This is a genomic window from Pontixanthobacter gangjinensis (assembly GCF_009827545.1).
GTDB lineage: Bacteria > Pseudomonadota > Alphaproteobacteria > Sphingomonadales > Sphingomonadaceae > Pontixanthobacter > Pontixanthobacter gangjinensis.
Genome location: NZ_WTYS01000001.1, coordinates 2,123,015 through 2,138,760, shown reverse-complemented (window position 1 = coordinate 2,138,760; position 15,746 = coordinate 2,123,015). Strand labels below are relative to the sequence as shown.

The window sequence follows — 15,746 nt, the reverse complement described above, 5'->3', positions numbered from 1 at the left end:
AATTGCGGACATTTGCAGAACTGACAGCATGTCTGTAAGCTTGGATGTTATGAGCGAAGATGCGTGCCACGATCATGAGCACCACTCTCGCGGCAACAACGCACCGGATGCGCGGCCGTATGACATGGTGCTCGAAGGTCACAAGGGAGCGGTCTATACTTGCCCGATGCACCCGCAGGTGCGGCAGATTGAGCCGGGGCCATGCCCTCTTTGTGGGATGGCCCTCGAGCTGGAATCGGCAGCGATGGAGGATGAGCAGGCCAATCCCGAACTGACTGATTTCACACGCCGCTTCTGGATTGGCACGGTGCTGACAGTTCCTATCCTACTCTTGGCAATGGGGCCCATGGTTGGTCTAGGCTGGTTCAGGCAGACATTGGGCGAAGGCGTGGCGCGATGGGCTGAACTGCTGCTGGCAACCCCTGTCGTCTTGTGGTGCGGCTGGCCCTTCCTCGAACGAGGAGTGAAGTCCTTCGGCTCCTGGAATCTCAACATGTTTTCGCTGATCACCATGGGCGTTGCCGCAGCCTGGCTGTTCAGCGTCTCCGCAGTTGTGGCACCTTCGATCTTTCCTGAGGGCATTCTCGACATGCACGGGCATGTCCCGGTCTATTTCGAAGCTGCGGCTGTGATTGTGGTGCTGGTGCTGTTGGGCCAGGTGATGGAACTGCGCGCGAGGGCGGGAACCGGCAAGGCAATCCGCGCCCTGCTCGACCTTGCGCCCAAGACTGCGCGCTTAATCCGGGCTGACAATCGCGAGGAGGAGATCCCGCTCGAGGAGGTTCAGGTGGGTGATCGCCTGCGGATAAGGCCGGGCGAAAAGATACCGGTGGATGGCGAGGTTCTAGAAGGGCACTCCTCCGTCGACGAAAGTATGATCACGGGCGAGCCTGTGCCAGTCGAGAAGTCCTTCGGTGACGCCGTAACCGGTGCCACGCTCAACGGGACCGGTAGCCTTGTCCTCGCCGCCCGCCGCGTCGGCTCAGACACCATGTTGAGCCAGATCGTCGACATGGTCACCAAGGCGCAGCGGTCGCGCGCGCCGATCCAGAAGTATGCCGACCAGGTCGCCAGCTGGTTCGTACCCGTAGTTATCGGCGTAGCAGTTCTTGCTTTCGTTGGATGGTCGATCTGGGGACCGCCCCCTGCGCTGTCCTATGCCCTCATCTCAGCCGTCTCGGTGCTTATCATCGCCTGCCCTTGCGCCCTTGGCTTGGCTACCCCGATGTCAGTGATGACGGCGACCGGACGTGGCGCTCAGGCGGGCGTGCTGATCAAGAACGCCGAGGCACTTGAACGCTTCGAGAAGATCGACACACTGATCGTCGACAAGACCGGCACGCTCACAGAGGGCAAACCGAAGCTGGTTGCCGTTCTTCCCGAGGAGGGTTTTACGCAAAATGATGTGCTCAGGCTCGCCGCCGCGCTTGAAAAGGGATCGGAACATCCTCTTGCAGAGGCAATCGTTAAAGGTGCGGAAGATCGCAACATAGTGCTCGAAAATGCTCTGGATTTCGAAGCCATTACCGGAAAGGGCGTACGGGGACAGGTAGACGGCAGGGACGTCGCGCTGGGCAACTCAAGACTTCTGGAGCAACTGCAAATTCTGCCCAACGGTTCGCGAGGGAAGGCTGATAGCCGCCGCGACGAGGGCGAGACCGTGATGTTCGTGGTTGTTGATGGCGCGGTGGCCGGACTCGTCTGCGTCGCCGATGTTGTCAAGAAAACGACCCCCGCAGCAATCAAGGAACTTCACGCGCTAGGGTTTCGTATAATCATGGCGACAGGCGATAATAAGAGGACTGCCAAGGCGGTCGCGGGTTCGCTTGGGATCGACGAAATCCGCGCGGATGTGCTGCCGCAAGACAAGGCCATGATAATCGACGATCTCCAGCGGCAAGGACGCAAGGTTGCCATGGCAGGAGACGGGGTCAACGATGCCCCAGCCCTGGCACAGGCCGATGTCGGCATTGCCATGGGCACCGGCGCGGACGTGGCGATTGAAAGTGCCGGGATTACACTGGTGAGAGGAGATCTGGATGGGATCGTTCGCGCGCGGCGGCTCGCCCGCGCCACCATGCGGAATATCCACCAAAACCTGTTCTTTGCACTCTTCTATAACGGACTGGGAGTGCCCATCGCAGCTGGCCTGCTTTATCCGTGGCTTGGCATTCTTATCAGCCCGATGTTCGCAGCCCTAGCGATGAGCGCGTCCTCGATTTCGGTGGTGACGAATTCACTGCGACTGCGCACGGTAACGATCTAAGCGGTCATTTGAGGAGAGGAGCCGGAACATGTTGAACCAAGGAACGGCACTGCTCTTGTTCGTCAGCGCAAGAGTTCATCAAGTTGAAGGCTGGCATATGCACGATGGCAGCCACGCGTTCGGCCACTCATGGGGCTGTGGCGCAAGCCTCGTGCACACTTTGCTTGGGTTGTTGGTGCTGGCCGCGATTATAATCACTACAATCCTTCTTACGCGCAGGTTGGGCAGCAGCAGGGCCGAAAAAAGCAATGGCAAGGTCGCTATGGACCGTCTCGACGAACGTTATGCCAATGGTGAAATTGATCGCGAGGAATATCTCCAGCGCAAGAAGGATATTCTGGAGCGGTAGCGTTGCGGAGACCTTCCGCTAACCACCCCATTTAATGCCGTGTCTGGCGTCTGCCGTACTTCCTGATAACGGACCTTTGTCAGCCGCTCGTTATCTCTTAATCAAACCCCACAAACCGTGCCGCTTCATCCACGCTCTTGCGCTCGCTGACCACGGCGTTGGCCGGGAAGCTATTGTCCGGCCAGCCCAGTGCGATTGCTTTCATGATGACCTGATCGTCAGGAATGCCGGCATGTTCGCGCACGACCGGGCTTTGCATGATGCCTTGCGAATTAATCACGCAGCCGAGCCCGCGGCTCCATGCGGCGTTGACGAGGCAGGTGGTCACCGCGCCACAATCGAAGGCGGTGTCGTCGCTTTCGGACAATTCGCGGTCGTAAGTCACGATCACGCAAACCGGCGCGTCGAATTGGCGGAAGCCGCGCAGCACCCAGTCTTGCCGTGCATCCTTGTCGTCACGCTCGATACCCATCGCGCCAAACAATTGCTTGGCGACGCCGACCTGACGGTCGCGGTGGACACCGGCGAACGGTTGACCCCGGCGGAATTCGCGGCTGTCGGGCTCGCCCGCCAGAATGCGTTCGGTGTTGCCGCGCCGGATGCGGTCGAGCGGATCGCCAGTGATGACGTGGAAATGCCACGGCTGGGTATTCATTGAGGAAGGTGAACGACTGGCAAGTGCAAGCACTTCCTCGATCAACTCGCGCGGAACAGGCTTGTCCAGATATCCTCGGATTGAGCGGCGTCCGAGGACCACTTCGTCATAAGTCATTGATTCTTGCATGGTGTTGTCTACTCGATTGGGTGCGTTGGGACTGCGCAAATCGCGTGCCTTTATTGCTGGTTCTGTGTGCGAAAGGCCTAGCTAAACATGCGGTCAGGGCGAAGCTTTGAAAAACGGTTTGTCACCGGCGATCGTTACCCGTTCCATTATCCGTTTGGCAGGAAAATAATCGCTTGCGGCATTATGTTGGCAGGCGCGGTTATCCCAAAAGGCAAGCGAGCCGACTTGCCAGCGGAAGCGGCATTGCACTTCGGGATCGGCGGCGGTCGCATAGAGATGATCTAACAGCCAGTTGCTTTCCTTGGCCGACAAGCCTTCGATATGGCTAGTGAAAGCGGTGTTGACGTAAATCACAGGATTACCCGTTTCGGGATGGGTGCGAATGACTGGATGGCGCTGCGGCGGATATTTTTCACGCAGATCATCGGGCGTCTTACCTAATCGCTTGGCGAATACCCGGGCGATATCATGGACTGCGGTCAAACCCTCGCAAAACCGCTTCATCACTGGGCTCAATCGTTCGTAAGCCAAATGCATATTGGCAAACAGCGTGTCTCCGCCAACCTCGGGCAGTTTAACTGCGCGCAATATGGACCCTAGCGACGGTTTCTCTCGCCAAGTGACGTCCGAGTGCCAGTAATTTTCTTGGCCGCGGCTTTCTGGCCCATGAGCGATACGCAGAATTTCCGGATTGGGTTGAGACTTCGGCGTTGCAGGGTGGATTTCCAGATCGCCAAAATGCCTGGCAAAAGCGATATGCTGCTCGGCGGTCAGGCTCTGGTCGCGGAAGAATATTACCTTGTACTGCAGCAAAGCCGCACGGATCGCGGGTACTTGCTCAGCAATTTCAGGTGACGCTAGATTAATGTCCAAAATTTCCGCGCCGATTGCCGGAGTGAGCGGACGAATCGTCAGGGCAGTTGAGGATTGGGCATGGGGATGACTTTGCTCGTCTAATTTCGACCCGCCAAAACTTGGCGCATTCTCGCTTTGTTCAATGAGGCTGGCGATGTGATCTCTCCCGTTCCTTGATGCTCGTTAAAGCATGGAAACAGGGCACAGGGCAATTAGCATGATACGAGTGAGGCGGCTGTTAAGCGCTGACTTCCAAAAATTTGGGAGTAGATTGGTCCCGTTTACCCTCGGTTGGTCCCGCGGTGCCCGGCTTTTTGGGCAGGCCCGCTGCGGCAATGGTATAGGGAGAAATCCGGTGGCGGGTGCATAGTCCGCCAGAGCCATCGCTGGTCAATTGGGTTTCAAATTCCACGCCAATTTCTGCATTCTCGGACCGCACCACTTTGCAAACGGCCAACTGACCTTCGCCTAAATCGAGGACCAGATGCGTGCCGACGTCGACCCCGACAATGCCATCAAGTCCGGCGCCATTGCGGGAAAGATCACGCATGACTGCGTTATAATAATAATCTTCGTGGATCACGCCGATCCGCCGGAATACAGACCGGCGGTCTGGCCGATACGTATCAGGGCCATCGGGCACGATGGTGAATTCGCCGCTGGCAATTCTATCAAGAACGACTTCCTCGTTCAAAGGCCGCGAATAGATGAAGCCTTGCACCAGCTTTGCGCCGTGCGATTTGACCACTTCGAGTTGGTCGAAAGCCTCAACCCCTTCAACCGTGGTTTCCATGTTCAGCGCATTTGAAAGTCCAACAATCGCGGCAATAATCTTGGCGCTGTTCTTGTCCTTCTGGGTACAGCTGTCGACGAAGCTTTTATCGACCTTGATTTTGTCGAACGGGGCCGCGCGCAGATAGCTGAGCGAGGAATAACCGGTGCCAAAATCATCGAGCGCGAGCCGGACGCCTAGGCCTTTTAGCTGTGCGAACATCCGTTCGGTTTCATCATTATCGCCAACGAAGATGCTCTCGGTTAGCTCAAGTTCCAAACGGTCTGGTTCGAGGCCTGAGTGCGCGAGGGCATTGGCAACCACGCTCGGCAACCCGGGATTGGCAAATTGAACTGCCGAAACATTGACTGCAACGCGCAAGCTCTTGGGCCACTTCTTGGCAGCTTCGCAGGCTGTGCGCAGCGCCCATTCGCCCAGATTATTGATCAGATCGCTATCTTCGGCGACTGGGATAAACTGTCCAGGGCTGACGAACCCACGTTCCGGATGCTCCCACCGCATCAGCGCCTCTAAACCAACAACATGGCCGTTGCTGATCGAGACAACGGGTTGATATTGCAGGTAGAGCTGGCCTAATTCCAGCGCCTCACGCAAATCTTCGAGCACGCTTTCGCGCTCTTGTTCTTCGTCCTTTAGGTCGGTCGCGTAGAACCGGAACTGCCCGCGTCCGCCGTTTTTTGCGGCATATAGTGCAAGGTCTGACGCCCGGGTCAGCTCCTCGCGAGTTGCCCCGTCAAAAGGTGCAACTGCGATACCTACAGATGCGCCGATAATGGCACGTTTTCCGTCGTCCAACGCATAGGGCTGGGACAGGATTTGAATTATCTTATCGGCTAACTCGCCAAGTTTACCCCGATCATCTTCACCGGCAAACATGATTTGGAATTCGTCACCGCCAAGGCGCCCGATTTTGCCTTTATCTCCAACGAGGTTCTTAAGGCGTTCGGCCACTTCGATTAGCAGAGCGTCGCCAGCTTGATGCCCCAGCGTGTCATTGACGCGCTTGAATTTGTCGAGATCCATCATCATCAGCGCAACCGGGCGTCCGGATGATTTAAACGCCGCTAGAGTGCCATCAATCTGGCGGTCCATTTGGTGGCGATTGGCCAAGCCGGTCAGCGAGTCAAAATCCGCCATTTTCGAATCGATCAATTTGCGTTCGTATTCGACCGTTACATCGGCGGCGCTGCCGCGATATCCCGCAAATTCACCGTCGGAATTGCGAACGGGGTGACCGGAAAGTGACCACCATACTTGCCTGACTTCCTGCTCTGACTTTCCGTTTGAAAAACGGACGACTTGGTCGCGGATCTTGTTGTGGGCCTTGAGCTGGAATTTTAGGGGTCGGCCCAAGCCATCTTTGCCTACGCTCGAATCAATTTCAAACAATTCGTCAAGCGGTTTGCCAAGAAGCTCTCCAATTTCGAGCCCGAGTGTTTCAGTAGCCTTATCAGCCAGGTAGATCAGATTTCCGGCTGCATCTGTTGCCCAGATCCACCCAATTCCAGCGCGGTCATATTCGTCGAGCACTTTTGCCCGCAATGCATCGGGCACCATCGCGCGCGTTCCGGACCGAACATCGGTCTGGTTATCTCGCTTGCCTGCGAGCCCGTGAAGAAAATTCTTCACAGCCGTGATCGCAATGTGACGTTGATGAGGCGCGCGTAAAACATGGGCTTTCAGTACGCCCTGTTGGTTACTATCGAATTAAGGAATGGGAATTTACCCGTCAGACCTATGCCGATCTTTTTAGCTTAGGCCGCTTTACGCAGCTCCAATTCCAACCGGTCCCAGATTTCCACCAAGGCCAATGTCAGTTCGTCCATCATTTCCTCGGTGTGTGCGGGGCCCGGAGTGAAACGCAACCGCTCTGTTCCGCGCGGTACAGTCGGATAATTGATTGGCTGAACATAGGCACCATATTCAGCAAGCAAAATATCGCTGATTTTCTTCGCCCGAACGGGATCGCCAACCATCAACGGCACGATGTGTGTCTCGCTCGGCATGACTGGCAGGCCTGCGGCGGAAAGTTTTGTTTTGAGCATAGCGGCGTTGAGTTGCTGTGCGTCCCGCTCTTCGCTCGATTGCTTCAGATGTCGTACCGATGCCAAAACGCCGGCAACCAAAGCAGGGCTGAGCGAAGTCGTGAAAATAAAGCCTGGCGCATAGGATCGGATGCAATCGACGATCTTTTGGTCAGCCGCGATATAGCCGCCCATCACGCCGAATGCTTTTCCCAGAGTGCCTTCAATTATATCAATCCGGTCTGCTGCTTCATCACGCTCCGAAATGCCGCCACCGCGTTTACCATACATCCCGACCGCGTGGACTTCATCGATGTAAGTCAGCGCGTTATATTTTTCCGCAAGGTCGCAAATCGCGTGAATTGGAGCGACGTCACCATCCATCGAATAGACGCTTTCAAACGCAATCAATTTTGGGATCTCGGTGTCTTCCGCCGCAAGCAATTCTTCCAGATGTTCCAGATCATTATGGCGGAAAACGCGTTTCGGGCAGCCCGAATTACGTATGCCTGCGATCATGCTGGCATGGTTGAGTTCGTCAGAAAAAATAACGCAGCCCGGCAGCAACTTGGCAATGGTCGAGAGCGTTGCATCGTTCGATACATAGCCGCTGGTGAACAGCAGCGCACTTTCTTTACCGTGCAGGTCCGACAATTCGCCCTCTAGCTCGACATGGTAATGGGTGTTGCCGCCGATATTGCGCGTACCACCAGAGCCTGCACCGACATCGTGCAGCGCATCTTCCATGGCGGAAATTACTTTGGGGTGCTGTCCCATAGCGAGGTAATCGTTCGAACACCAAACCGTAATCGGCTTGGGACCATTGTGACCATGGAAACAGCGCGCATTTGGAAATGCGCCCTTGTTACGCAAAATATCTATAAAGACGCGGTAGCGCCCTTCGGAATGCAAACGGTCAATGGCTTGATCGAAGATTTGGTCGTAATTCATCGCCAACCTGCGTGTTTCGCTGGAGTCTTGCCAGCCGTTTCTGGGAGCCGATTTAGGCCGACAAGTTGCATTTTGCCACCCCGATCTTTGCGAATCGTTCGCAGTTAAAATCGTTCCAACTGGTCGATACCAAAGCTGGTCATAGCATCGCGCAAGGTTTCAAAATCGCCCAAGTCTCCGGTAGTTATTGCTAAATCTGGACGATTGCGGACAAATTCCTGCCCGCTTGTCAAATTAACGATCCGGTTCGCAATTCCTTCAGCGCCGTCCACCAGCTCGGTTTCCGCGCCCAACAATGCGCCAAGTTCTTCGCTTAGAAGCGGGAAATGCGTGCATGCAAGTACCACCGTGTCAATCTGATCGCCGCTGTCTTTTGCGCGCATCCCTGAAACCGCATCCGCAATCGCCGCCGAATCAACCGGCTGGCCGCGCAATTTTGCTTCTGCCGGGGCGACCAAGCCAGGTGCAGCATGGCGAATTAGCCGCTTCCCTTGTGCGAATTCTTGTTCGAGCCGATCAACATAACTTTGGCGGATAGTTGCTTCGGTCCCGAGCAGCCCGATCACACCCGATTTGGTCCTTGCCGCTGCGGGCTTAATGGCGGGGACGGTTCCGACAATGGGAATTTCTAGCACATCGCGCACCATTCCCAAGGCTATTGTAGAAGCTGTGTTGCATGCGATGCACGCGAGGCGAGGGCGGTAGCGTTCACTCATCCGGCCTAGCAAGCCCGCGACCCGCGCAGCGATCTCGGCTTCCGATTTGGTGCCGTATGGTAAGCCAGCTTGATCTGCAGCGAAGATAACCGGCGCTTGTGGCAGGATGCGGCGCAGCGCGGCCAGCACGGTCAGTCCGCCGACCCCCGAATCGAAGATCAGGATTGGCGCGTCAGCTTTAATAATATTGTCCACGCATCGGCCCTATCACCAGTTTCGAGCTTTCTCCTTATTTTTCCGGTGACCGATTGCAAGCATTCGTCTTATGGTGGCCCACAACAGGAGTTGACGCTTTGATCGAAACCAACACGATATTGGCCGCTTTAATGGGTTATGCCTTTGGCTCGATCCCGTTCGGGTTAATCCTGACACGGCTGGCAGGAATGGGCGATGTTCGTAGCATAGGCAGCGGCAATATCGGCGCGACCAATGTTTTGCGAACTGGCAATAAATGGCTGGCAGCGGCGACATTGTTGCTCGACGGACTGAAAGGTTTCCTGCCCGTCTATCTCGCTTGGCAGTTTTTCTGGGATGATCTCGGCTGGGTAGCTTTGTTTGCAATTCTTGGTCATTGTTTTCCAGTCTGGCTCAAATTTAAAGGCGGGAAGGGTGTTGCAACGAATGCGGGTGTTTGTTTTGGTTTGGCGTGGCCGATTGGCCTGACTTACGCTGCAGTGTGGATTTTGATGCTGGTAATTTTTCGCGTCAGTTCGCTCGCTGGTATGACCGCTGTCGTCGCAGCGGCTGGCGCGTCGCTTTATTTCGGACCGACGGTTGCTCCTATGACTTTGGCAATTATCGCTGCGTTGATTATCTGGCTTCACCGAGAGAATATCGGCCGACTGATCAAGGGCACAGAGCCCAAGGTCGGCAGTAAGAGTTGAGGCGAGGCTAGTGTCGCTTTCCCAGGAAGAAGCCTTTGCGCGGATTCGGCTGCTCCGCTCGCCCAACATCGGGCCGGTAACCTATCTTCAATTGATTGCACGCTTTGGGCATGCCGTTGCGGCGCTGGAGGCTTTACCCGATTTGGGCAAGAAAGGCGGCAGGACCTATATCCCTGCCAATCGCGACCGGATCGAGAGCGAGGTCGCCGCAACGCGGCAGGCTGGCGCAAAATATCTGTTTCACGATTCACCTGGATACCCCGCATTGCTGCTGCGGCTTGACAGCGCTCCGCCGATTCTGACTTGGCGAGGGGATTTGTCGATCGCCGCTAAACCGTGCGTCGCGATGGTCGGAGCTCGCAACGCTTCGGCGGCTGCGGTCAAATTGGCGCGAGACTTTGCGGTCGGCCTTGCAGAAGCGGGTTTGACAATTGTGTCAGGGTTGGCGCGCGGGATCGATGGAGCTGCGCATAAGGGAGCATTGGCAGCGGCAAAATCGTCTACTGTCGGGGTGATCGCGAGCGGCATCGAGATCGCTTACCCGCCGCAGCATGCAGAGTTACAGGAACGGATCGCGCAAGAGGGATTGCTGCTGGCCGAACAACCGCCCGGCACCGAGCCGCGAGGTAGCCATTTCCCCAGTCGCAACCGGATTATTGCTGGGCTTGCCTCCGGCACTTTAGTGGTCGAGGCAGCGCAGAAATCGGGCTCGCTTATCACCGCGCGATTGGCAGGGGAAGCAGGACGAGAGGTCATGGCCATTCCCGGCAGTCCACTCGATGCGAGATCTCAAGGTTGCAATCATTTGATTCGCGAGGGGGCCGTGCTCGTCCAGTCTGTGGAGGATGTGCTGGAGTTGATGTCGGGCTTTGACGGTGAGCAAAGGTCGTCCTTGCATGATTGCGCGGAGGGCAGTTACATCGCGTATGATGAGCTGGCCGATGCCGATCCGGCGAATATCTCTGGCCTGCTCTCCAACGCGCCTGTCGCGGTGGACGAACTTATCAGACAATCGGGAGGAAGCGCTGCCTCCGTCCAATTGGCATTGCTGGAACTGGAGTTGAGCGGGTCATTGGTTCGGCATGCTGCTGGAAGGGTGAGCCTTTCAGGGGAATAAGACTCAGATCAGTTTGTCATTCACCTATTTTGCTGAACAGCCGACTCAGCCCTCGTTCATTTCGATGTGACACTGTTACATGCATAGGAACGTGAGGGGATTTTCATGCGTAAGATTATCGGATCCATATGTGCCGCCGCGATGCTGGCGCCAACACCAACTGGCTTTGCCCAAACAACCAGGGCTCAAGGTGAGCGGCTTGTCACCTCAGACTATGGTGATCTTTGCCGTCGCCCTGCTGCGCTGCCAGATTTAGGCCGAGAGCCGGATATTCGGGAGCAGCAAAATGTCCGCCGTGACCGTATGGACAGGGAAGGGGCTCCAGCCTCGCCGCCGGTTGCGATGGCAGTTGCGTCACCACCACCTCCTCCACCGCCTTCACCTTCGCCGCCACCCACACCGCCACATGCGATTGCTGCGGAGGGCACATCGTCCGAATCAGTTGGCGCATACGCGTCTGGCGAACGGTCTGCGAAAACTTCATCGCCTGAAACGCGGTCGATGCCAGGCTATCCGCGTCCAATGCCTCGCCCGGAGCCGCGCCCGGAGCCGGGCCCTCAAAGCGGCCTTCTTACAGCCGGTGAGCACGATGATCTGCTCAACCCTGAACTTTACGCAGACTATGTTCGCAATTCGGGCCTCGGACAATCGGCTCGCGATCTGCCGCTGCTAGATACCGAACGATTGCTGACCATTGTGGCTAAAGATCGGCGCGGTCAGGCAATGCCTTTTGTGCCGATTGAAGTTCGCTGCGCCAATGGTCGGAGCATTATTTTGGACACCGTCGCAGACGGCAGCTCAGTATTCTTCCCGAAGCTCGATCGGCTTGGTAGCAAAGTCCAAGTCCGCGCTGGCAACAGCAATTGGCGCAGCGTCGATCTTGCCTCGGTAAATGGAACTCAAACCATTAGTTTTACTCTCGGCGGAGGCGCTGAACGCGTTCGCAAGCTCGATCTGGCGTTAGTGGTCGATGTGACGGGATCAATGTCTGACGAGCTTCGCTTCTTGCAGGCTGAATTGACCAGCATTGTTGACGCGCTCAATCGGCGGCACCGCAATCTGGACATCCGGGTCGGCTTCACATTCTACCGCGATCAAGGCGATCAATTCGTCACCCGGACCTATCCGCTATCTTCCGACATTGCCGCCGCGAAAGGTCACATCGCCCAGCAAAGCGCGAATGGCGGCGGAGATTATCCCGAGGCGATGCAGGACGCGCTGATCCGGGCCGCTGGCCAGCCTTGGCGCGATGACGCGGTAAAATCTTTGCTCCTCGTCGCGGATGCCCCGCCGCATGATCAGGACATCGGTATGACATGGCGAGCTGCCGAACATTTGCGTGCCGAGCGTGTGCATATCGTTCCGGTTGGCGCATCAGGCGTTGCTGATATGGCTGAATATCTGATGCGAGCGATGGCAGCGTCTACCCAGTCGCGTTACACCTTCCTGACCGACGATAGCGGAATTGGTAACCCCCATGCAAAGCCAGCTGTTGACTGCTATCTTGTAACCCGTCTCGATGCTTTGCTGCGCCGCGTGATCGACAGCCAGATTTCTGGCCGCCGAATAGAGCCCGACCGCAATGAAATCATTCGCAGCGTGGGCCAGCAAGATGCAGGCCGTTGCATCCTGCCTACTGACTTCGGGCAATAATGCGGGATAATATAGTCTGGTTTCAGCATTGCAAAAAGACGCTTGACGGAAGCAGTGGCGCAACCCCACCTTCGCGCGTATACGCACATGAAAGGGAACGCTGGTCAAAAGCCGGCAACCCGCAGAAGGATTTGAAACCGCTTCCATGCAACTTGTTATTGTTGAATCGCCAGCCAAGGCGAAGACTATCGAAAACTATCTGGGCAAGGACTTCAAGGTCCTCGCATCCTACGGCCATGTTCGTGACTTTCCGAAGAAGGATGACGCGGTAAGGCCGGATGAAGACTTTGCCATGAGCTGGGAAGTCTATCAGGACAAGCGCAACAAGGACCAGGTCAAGGCTATCGTCGATGCGTCGAAGAGCGCGACACGATTGATCCTCGCGACCGACCCTGACCGCGAAGGCGAAGCGATTTCGTGGCACGTTCTTGAACTGCTGAAAAAACGCAAGGCGGTGCCCGATAGCGTCGACCGTGTGACATTCAACGCGATCACCAAGACCGCAGTGACCGAAGCGATGGGCAAACCGCGACAGATCGATATGGATCTGGTCGACGCATATCTTGGTCGCCGCGCGCTTGACCGATTGTTCGGCTTTACGCTTAGCCCCGTATTATGGCGCAAACTTCCCGGTGCGAAAAGTGCTGGCCGCGTGCAGTCTGTTGCCCTGCGCCTGATTGTTGAGCGGGAGCGCGAAATCGAGGCGTTCCGCTCTGACGAATATTGGTCAATTGTCGCCAAGCTCGAGCAGGACGGTACCGCATTCGATGCACGGCTGGTCAAATATGACGGCAAGAAAATCGAGAAGCTGACTATCGGCAACGAAGGCAGCGCGCTTGAAGCCAAGGCCAAGATCGAGCACGCCCCGTTCACCATTGAGCAGGTCGAAACCAAGCCACAAAAACGACATCCATCACCGCCTTTCACAACCTCGACCTTGCAGCAGGAAGCCTCGCGTAAGCTAGGCTACAATGCCAGTCACACGATGCGGCTGGCGCAGAAGCTGTATGAGGCGGGCGACATCACCTATATGCGGACCGACGGTGTGCAGATGGATGGCAGCGCTATTTCCGCCTGCCGCAAGGCAATTTCCGAGCGGTATGACGGCCATTATCTGCCCGAGAAACCGCGCCATTACGCGACCAAAGCCAAAAACGCTCAGGAGGCGCATGAGGCAATCCGGCCAACCAGCTTTACTAAATCAAAGGCCAGTTCGGGCGACGAAGCCAAGCTGTATGATTTGATTTTCAAACGCGCGATGGCCAGCCAGATGCAATCGGCCAGCCTCGAACGCACCACGGTGACACTGCGCGATCCAGCCGGACTGCACGAACTGCGCGCCACCGGCCAAGTGGTCAAATTTCCCGGCTTCCTCGCCGTTTACGAGGAAAGCTTCGACGATAAGGCGGACGACGATTCCGGATTGCTCCCCGTCATGTCCAAAGGTGACAGGCCTGCGAAAAAATCGGTCGAGGCCAACCAGCATTTCACCCAGCCGCCACCGCGTTTTTCCGAAGCGAGCCTGGTTAAACGCCTGGAAGAATTGGGCATTGGCCGCCCTTCGACCTACGCCTCAACCATCCAGACAATTCGTGACCGCGATTATGTCCGCGTCGAGAAAAACCGCTTCTTTGCTGAAGAATCAGGGCGTTTGCTGACCGCGTTTCTGGAGCGGTTCTTTGAACAATATGTTGCCTATGATTTCACCGCCAGCATGGAAGACGAGCTCGATGTCGTTTCCGACGGAAAGGCGGCTTACAAGGATTTGCTCGCGAAATTCTGGAAGGATTTCAAACCCAAAACCGACGAGGTGATGGAGCAGCAACCGTCTGATGTGACCAAGGTGCTGGACGAATATCTGTCCGATTATCTGTTCCCCGAACGCGAAGACGGCAAAGACCCGCGTTTTTGCCCGATGTGTGACAAGGAAGGTCGCGCCGATGGCCGGCTTGCGCTGCGTGGCGGCAAATTCGGCGCCTTTATTGCCTGCGCCAATTACCCCGAATGCAAATTTACCCGCCGCTTTGCCCAACCGGGTGCGGATGGTGAGGAAGCGGCCGACGAACCTCTGGGGAAACATCCCGAAACGGGTCTTGAAATTGAGCGCAAATCAGGGCGTTTCGGTCCCTATGTACAGATGGGCGAGGGCAAGGAAGCCAAACGCGCCTCGATACCCAAAGACCTCGACGATTTTGATCTGGAATGGGCGGTCAAACTGATCGACCTCCCGCGCATTGTCGGCAAGCATCCCGAAACTGATAAAGACATCGAAGCCGCGATTGGCCGCTATGGCCCGTATCTGCGGCATGACGGCAAATATGCCAAGCTGACCAGCACGATGGATGTGTTCGAAACCGGCATGAACACCGCGGTGACGCTGCTGGCGGAGGCCGCCAATCGCAAGGGCGGTACCCGCGCCAAGGCAGAACCGATCAAGACTTTCAAAGAACATCCGACCAGCGGCGGTGAGATGAAAGTCCTGCCGGGCCGTTATGGACCCTATGTCACCGATGGCACAAACAATGCCACGATACCGCGAGGCATGAAGCCGGAGGATGTGACCGAGCAGCAAGCAATCGAACTGATCGACGCTCGCATCGCCAAAGGTCCGCCCAAGAAGAAGGCAAAAAAGAAAGCTGCGCCCAAGAAGAAGGCTGCTGCAAAAAAGCCGGCCGCGAAGAAGAAGGCTCCGGCTAAGAAGAAAGCGCCTGCAAAGAAAAAAGCTCCGGCCAAGGAGTAGCGTCATATGTCCCCGCCATTGCCCCGCCATTGCCGCGCCGCTTCGCGCGAGGGAGTGGTGGGGCAATGCCGGGGAGAGTTACCAGCCAAATGTTGGGTTTAGGGTTACACCTGTAACCTAACACACCTTCTGTAAGCATCTAAAAACACGTGTTTTCTGTGTTGGGAAGCGGGTTACACATTTGCTCGGGTTCCGCAAATGCCCGCATGTAAACCGACGATTTGAAAGAGCGACTGAGGGCTTAGCGAATTGGTGTGCTGTAGGAAAACGCGCACTCCAATGCCTCAATTCGTCATCCGAGCGTTTCTTGGCATCGCTTTCAATATCGCGCCAATCCGGTAACGATAACAGCCTGCGCTGGGATGACGGCGGAATAAGGATCACGAAAAATGAACAAACGCGACCATTTCGAACGCCACAAACAACCGTGGAACGCCGAGGAGGCAGGTAAATTACGCCTGCTCGCCAGCAAAGGCCACGGCCTGAAAGCCATCGCCAAATCACTAGGCCGCAGCGAAGAATCGACCAAGGATTTTGCGAAGAAGAACAAGGTGGCAGTGGCTAAGAAACGGTAAAATCCTGATTAATGGAAACCCTCCCCATTTTGGCTTCGC

General features: G+C 56.2%; 12 protein-coding genes. 7 read left to right on the top strand and 5 right to left on the bottom strand.

Annotated elements, in window-relative coordinates; genetic code table 11:
• Positions 1-28 precede the first annotated feature (28 nt).
• Together GRI36_RS10115 and GRI36_RS10110 are read left to right on the top strand one after the other, a co-directional pair.
• Positions 29-2,266 (top strand): copper-transporting P-type ATPase, encoded by a 2,238-nt coding sequence (locus tag GRI36_RS10115; RefSeq protein ID WP_160598351.1) that lies wholly within the window; start codon positions 29-31, stop codon positions 2,264-2,266.
• 28 nt (positions 2,267-2,294) lie between these two features.
• Positions 2,295-2,615, top strand: coding sequence for an SHOCT domain-containing protein (locus GRI36_RS10110; RefSeq protein WP_160598350.1), 321 nt, complete (start codon positions 2,295-2,297; stop codon positions 2,613-2,615).
• 97 nt (positions 2,616-2,712) lie between these two features.
• On the opposite strand, the gene GRI36_RS10105 is transcribed toward GRI36_RS10110, so the two are convergent.
• The 5 genes from GRI36_RS10105 to murI form a co-directional block, all read right to left on the bottom strand.
• On the bottom strand, positions 2,713-3,387 hold the full coding sequence (locus tag GRI36_RS10105; RefSeq protein ID WP_160599176.1) for a nitroreductase: 675 nt from the start codon (positions 3,385-3,387) through the stop codon (positions 2,713-2,715).
• Positions 3,388-3,492: 105 nt separating this feature from the next.
• The gene (locus GRI36_RS10100; RefSeq protein WP_328598414.1) at positions 3,493-4,308 is read right to left on the bottom strand and encodes a TauD/TfdA dioxygenase family protein; all 816 of its coding nucleotides are present in this window, start codon (positions 4,306-4,308) and stop codon (positions 3,493-3,495) included.
• A gap of 184 nt (positions 4,309-4,492) precedes the next feature.
• Positions 4,493-6,676 carry an EAL domain-containing protein gene (locus tag GRI36_RS10095; RefSeq protein ID WP_328598377.1) on the bottom strand — a complete coding sequence of 728 codons (2,184 nt, stop codon included), beginning with the start codon at positions 6,674-6,676 and terminating at the stop codon, positions 4,493-4,495.
• Positions 6,677-6,801: 125 nt separating this feature from the next.
• The gene (gene hemA / locus GRI36_RS10090) at positions 6,802-8,022 is read right to left on the bottom strand and encodes a 5-aminolevulinate synthase (protein WP_160598349.1); all 1,221 of its coding nucleotides are present in this window, start codon (positions 8,020-8,022) and stop codon (positions 6,802-6,804) included.
• 104 nt (positions 8,023-8,126) lie between these two features.
• The gene (murI, locus tag GRI36_RS10085) at positions 8,127-8,933 is read right to left on the bottom strand and encodes a glutamate racemase (RefSeq protein WP_328598376.1); all 807 of its coding nucleotides are present in this window, start codon (positions 8,931-8,933) and stop codon (positions 8,127-8,129) included.
• Between the two features lie 131 nt (positions 8,934-9,064).
• Between murI and plsY the strand changes: the two genes are divergently transcribed.
• From plsY to GRI36_RS10060, 5 genes are all read left to right on the top strand, one after another.
• On the top strand, positions 9,065-9,622 hold the full coding sequence (gene plsY, locus GRI36_RS10080; protein WP_160599172.1) for a glycerol-3-phosphate 1-O-acyltransferase PlsY: 558 nt from the start codon (positions 9,065-9,067) through the stop codon (positions 9,620-9,622).
• A gap of 10 nt (positions 9,623-9,632) precedes the next feature.
• On the top strand, positions 9,633-10,739 hold the full coding sequence (gene dprA, locus GRI36_RS10075; RefSeq protein WP_160598348.1) for a DNA-processing protein DprA: 1,107 nt from the start codon (positions 9,633-9,635) through the stop codon (positions 10,737-10,739).
• Between the two features lie 105 nt (positions 10,740-10,844).
• A complete protein-coding gene (locus tag GRI36_RS10070; RefSeq protein WP_160598347.1) occupies positions 10,845-12,392 on the top strand; it encodes a vWA domain-containing protein in 1,548 nt (515 codons plus the stop codon).
• A 145-nt stretch (positions 12,393-12,537) separates the two neighbouring features.
• Complete coding sequence (gene topA / locus GRI36_RS10065) at positions 12,538-15,132, top strand: type I DNA topoisomerase (RefSeq protein ID WP_160598346.1); 2,595 nt, start codon at positions 12,538-12,540, stop codon at positions 15,130-15,132.
• Positions 15,133-15,521: 389 nt separating this feature from the next.
• Complete coding sequence (locus GRI36_RS10060) at positions 15,522-15,707, top strand: hypothetical protein (protein ID WP_160598345.1); 186 nt, start codon at positions 15,522-15,524, stop codon at positions 15,705-15,707.
• Positions 15,708-15,746 lie beyond the last annotated feature (39 nt).

Bases quoted from the DNA above. Each gene is read 5' to 3' on its own strand.
- hemA (WP_160598349.1), bottom strand. From the start codon at position 8,022: ATGAATTACGACCAAATCTTCGATCAAGCCATTGACCGTTTGCATTCC.
- GRI36_RS10060 (WP_160598345.1), top strand. From the start codon at position 15,522: ATGAACAAACGCGACCATTTCGAACGCCACAAACAACCGTGGAACGCC.
- GRI36_RS10110 (WP_160598350.1), top strand. From the start codon at position 2,295: ATGTTGAACCAAGGAACGGCACTGCTCTTGTTCGTCAGCGCAAGAGTT.
- plsY (WP_160599172.1), top strand. From the start codon at position 9,065: ATGGGTTATGCCTTTGGCTCGATCCCGTTCGGGTTAATCCTGACACGG.
- GRI36_RS10070 (WP_160598347.1), top strand. From the start codon at position 10,845: ATGCGTAAGATTATCGGATCCATATGTGCCGCCGCGATGCTGGCGCCA.
- GRI36_RS10115 (WP_160598351.1), top strand. From the start codon at position 29: ATGTCTGTAAGCTTGGATGTTATGAGCGAAGATGCGTGCCACGATCAT.
- topA (WP_160598346.1), top strand. From the start codon at position 12,538: ATGCAACTTGTTATTGTTGAATCGCCAGCCAAGGCGAAGACTATCGAA.
- GRI36_RS10105 (WP_160599176.1), bottom strand. From the start codon at position 3,387: ATGACTTATGACGAAGTGGTCCTCGGACGCCGCTCAATCCGAGGATAT.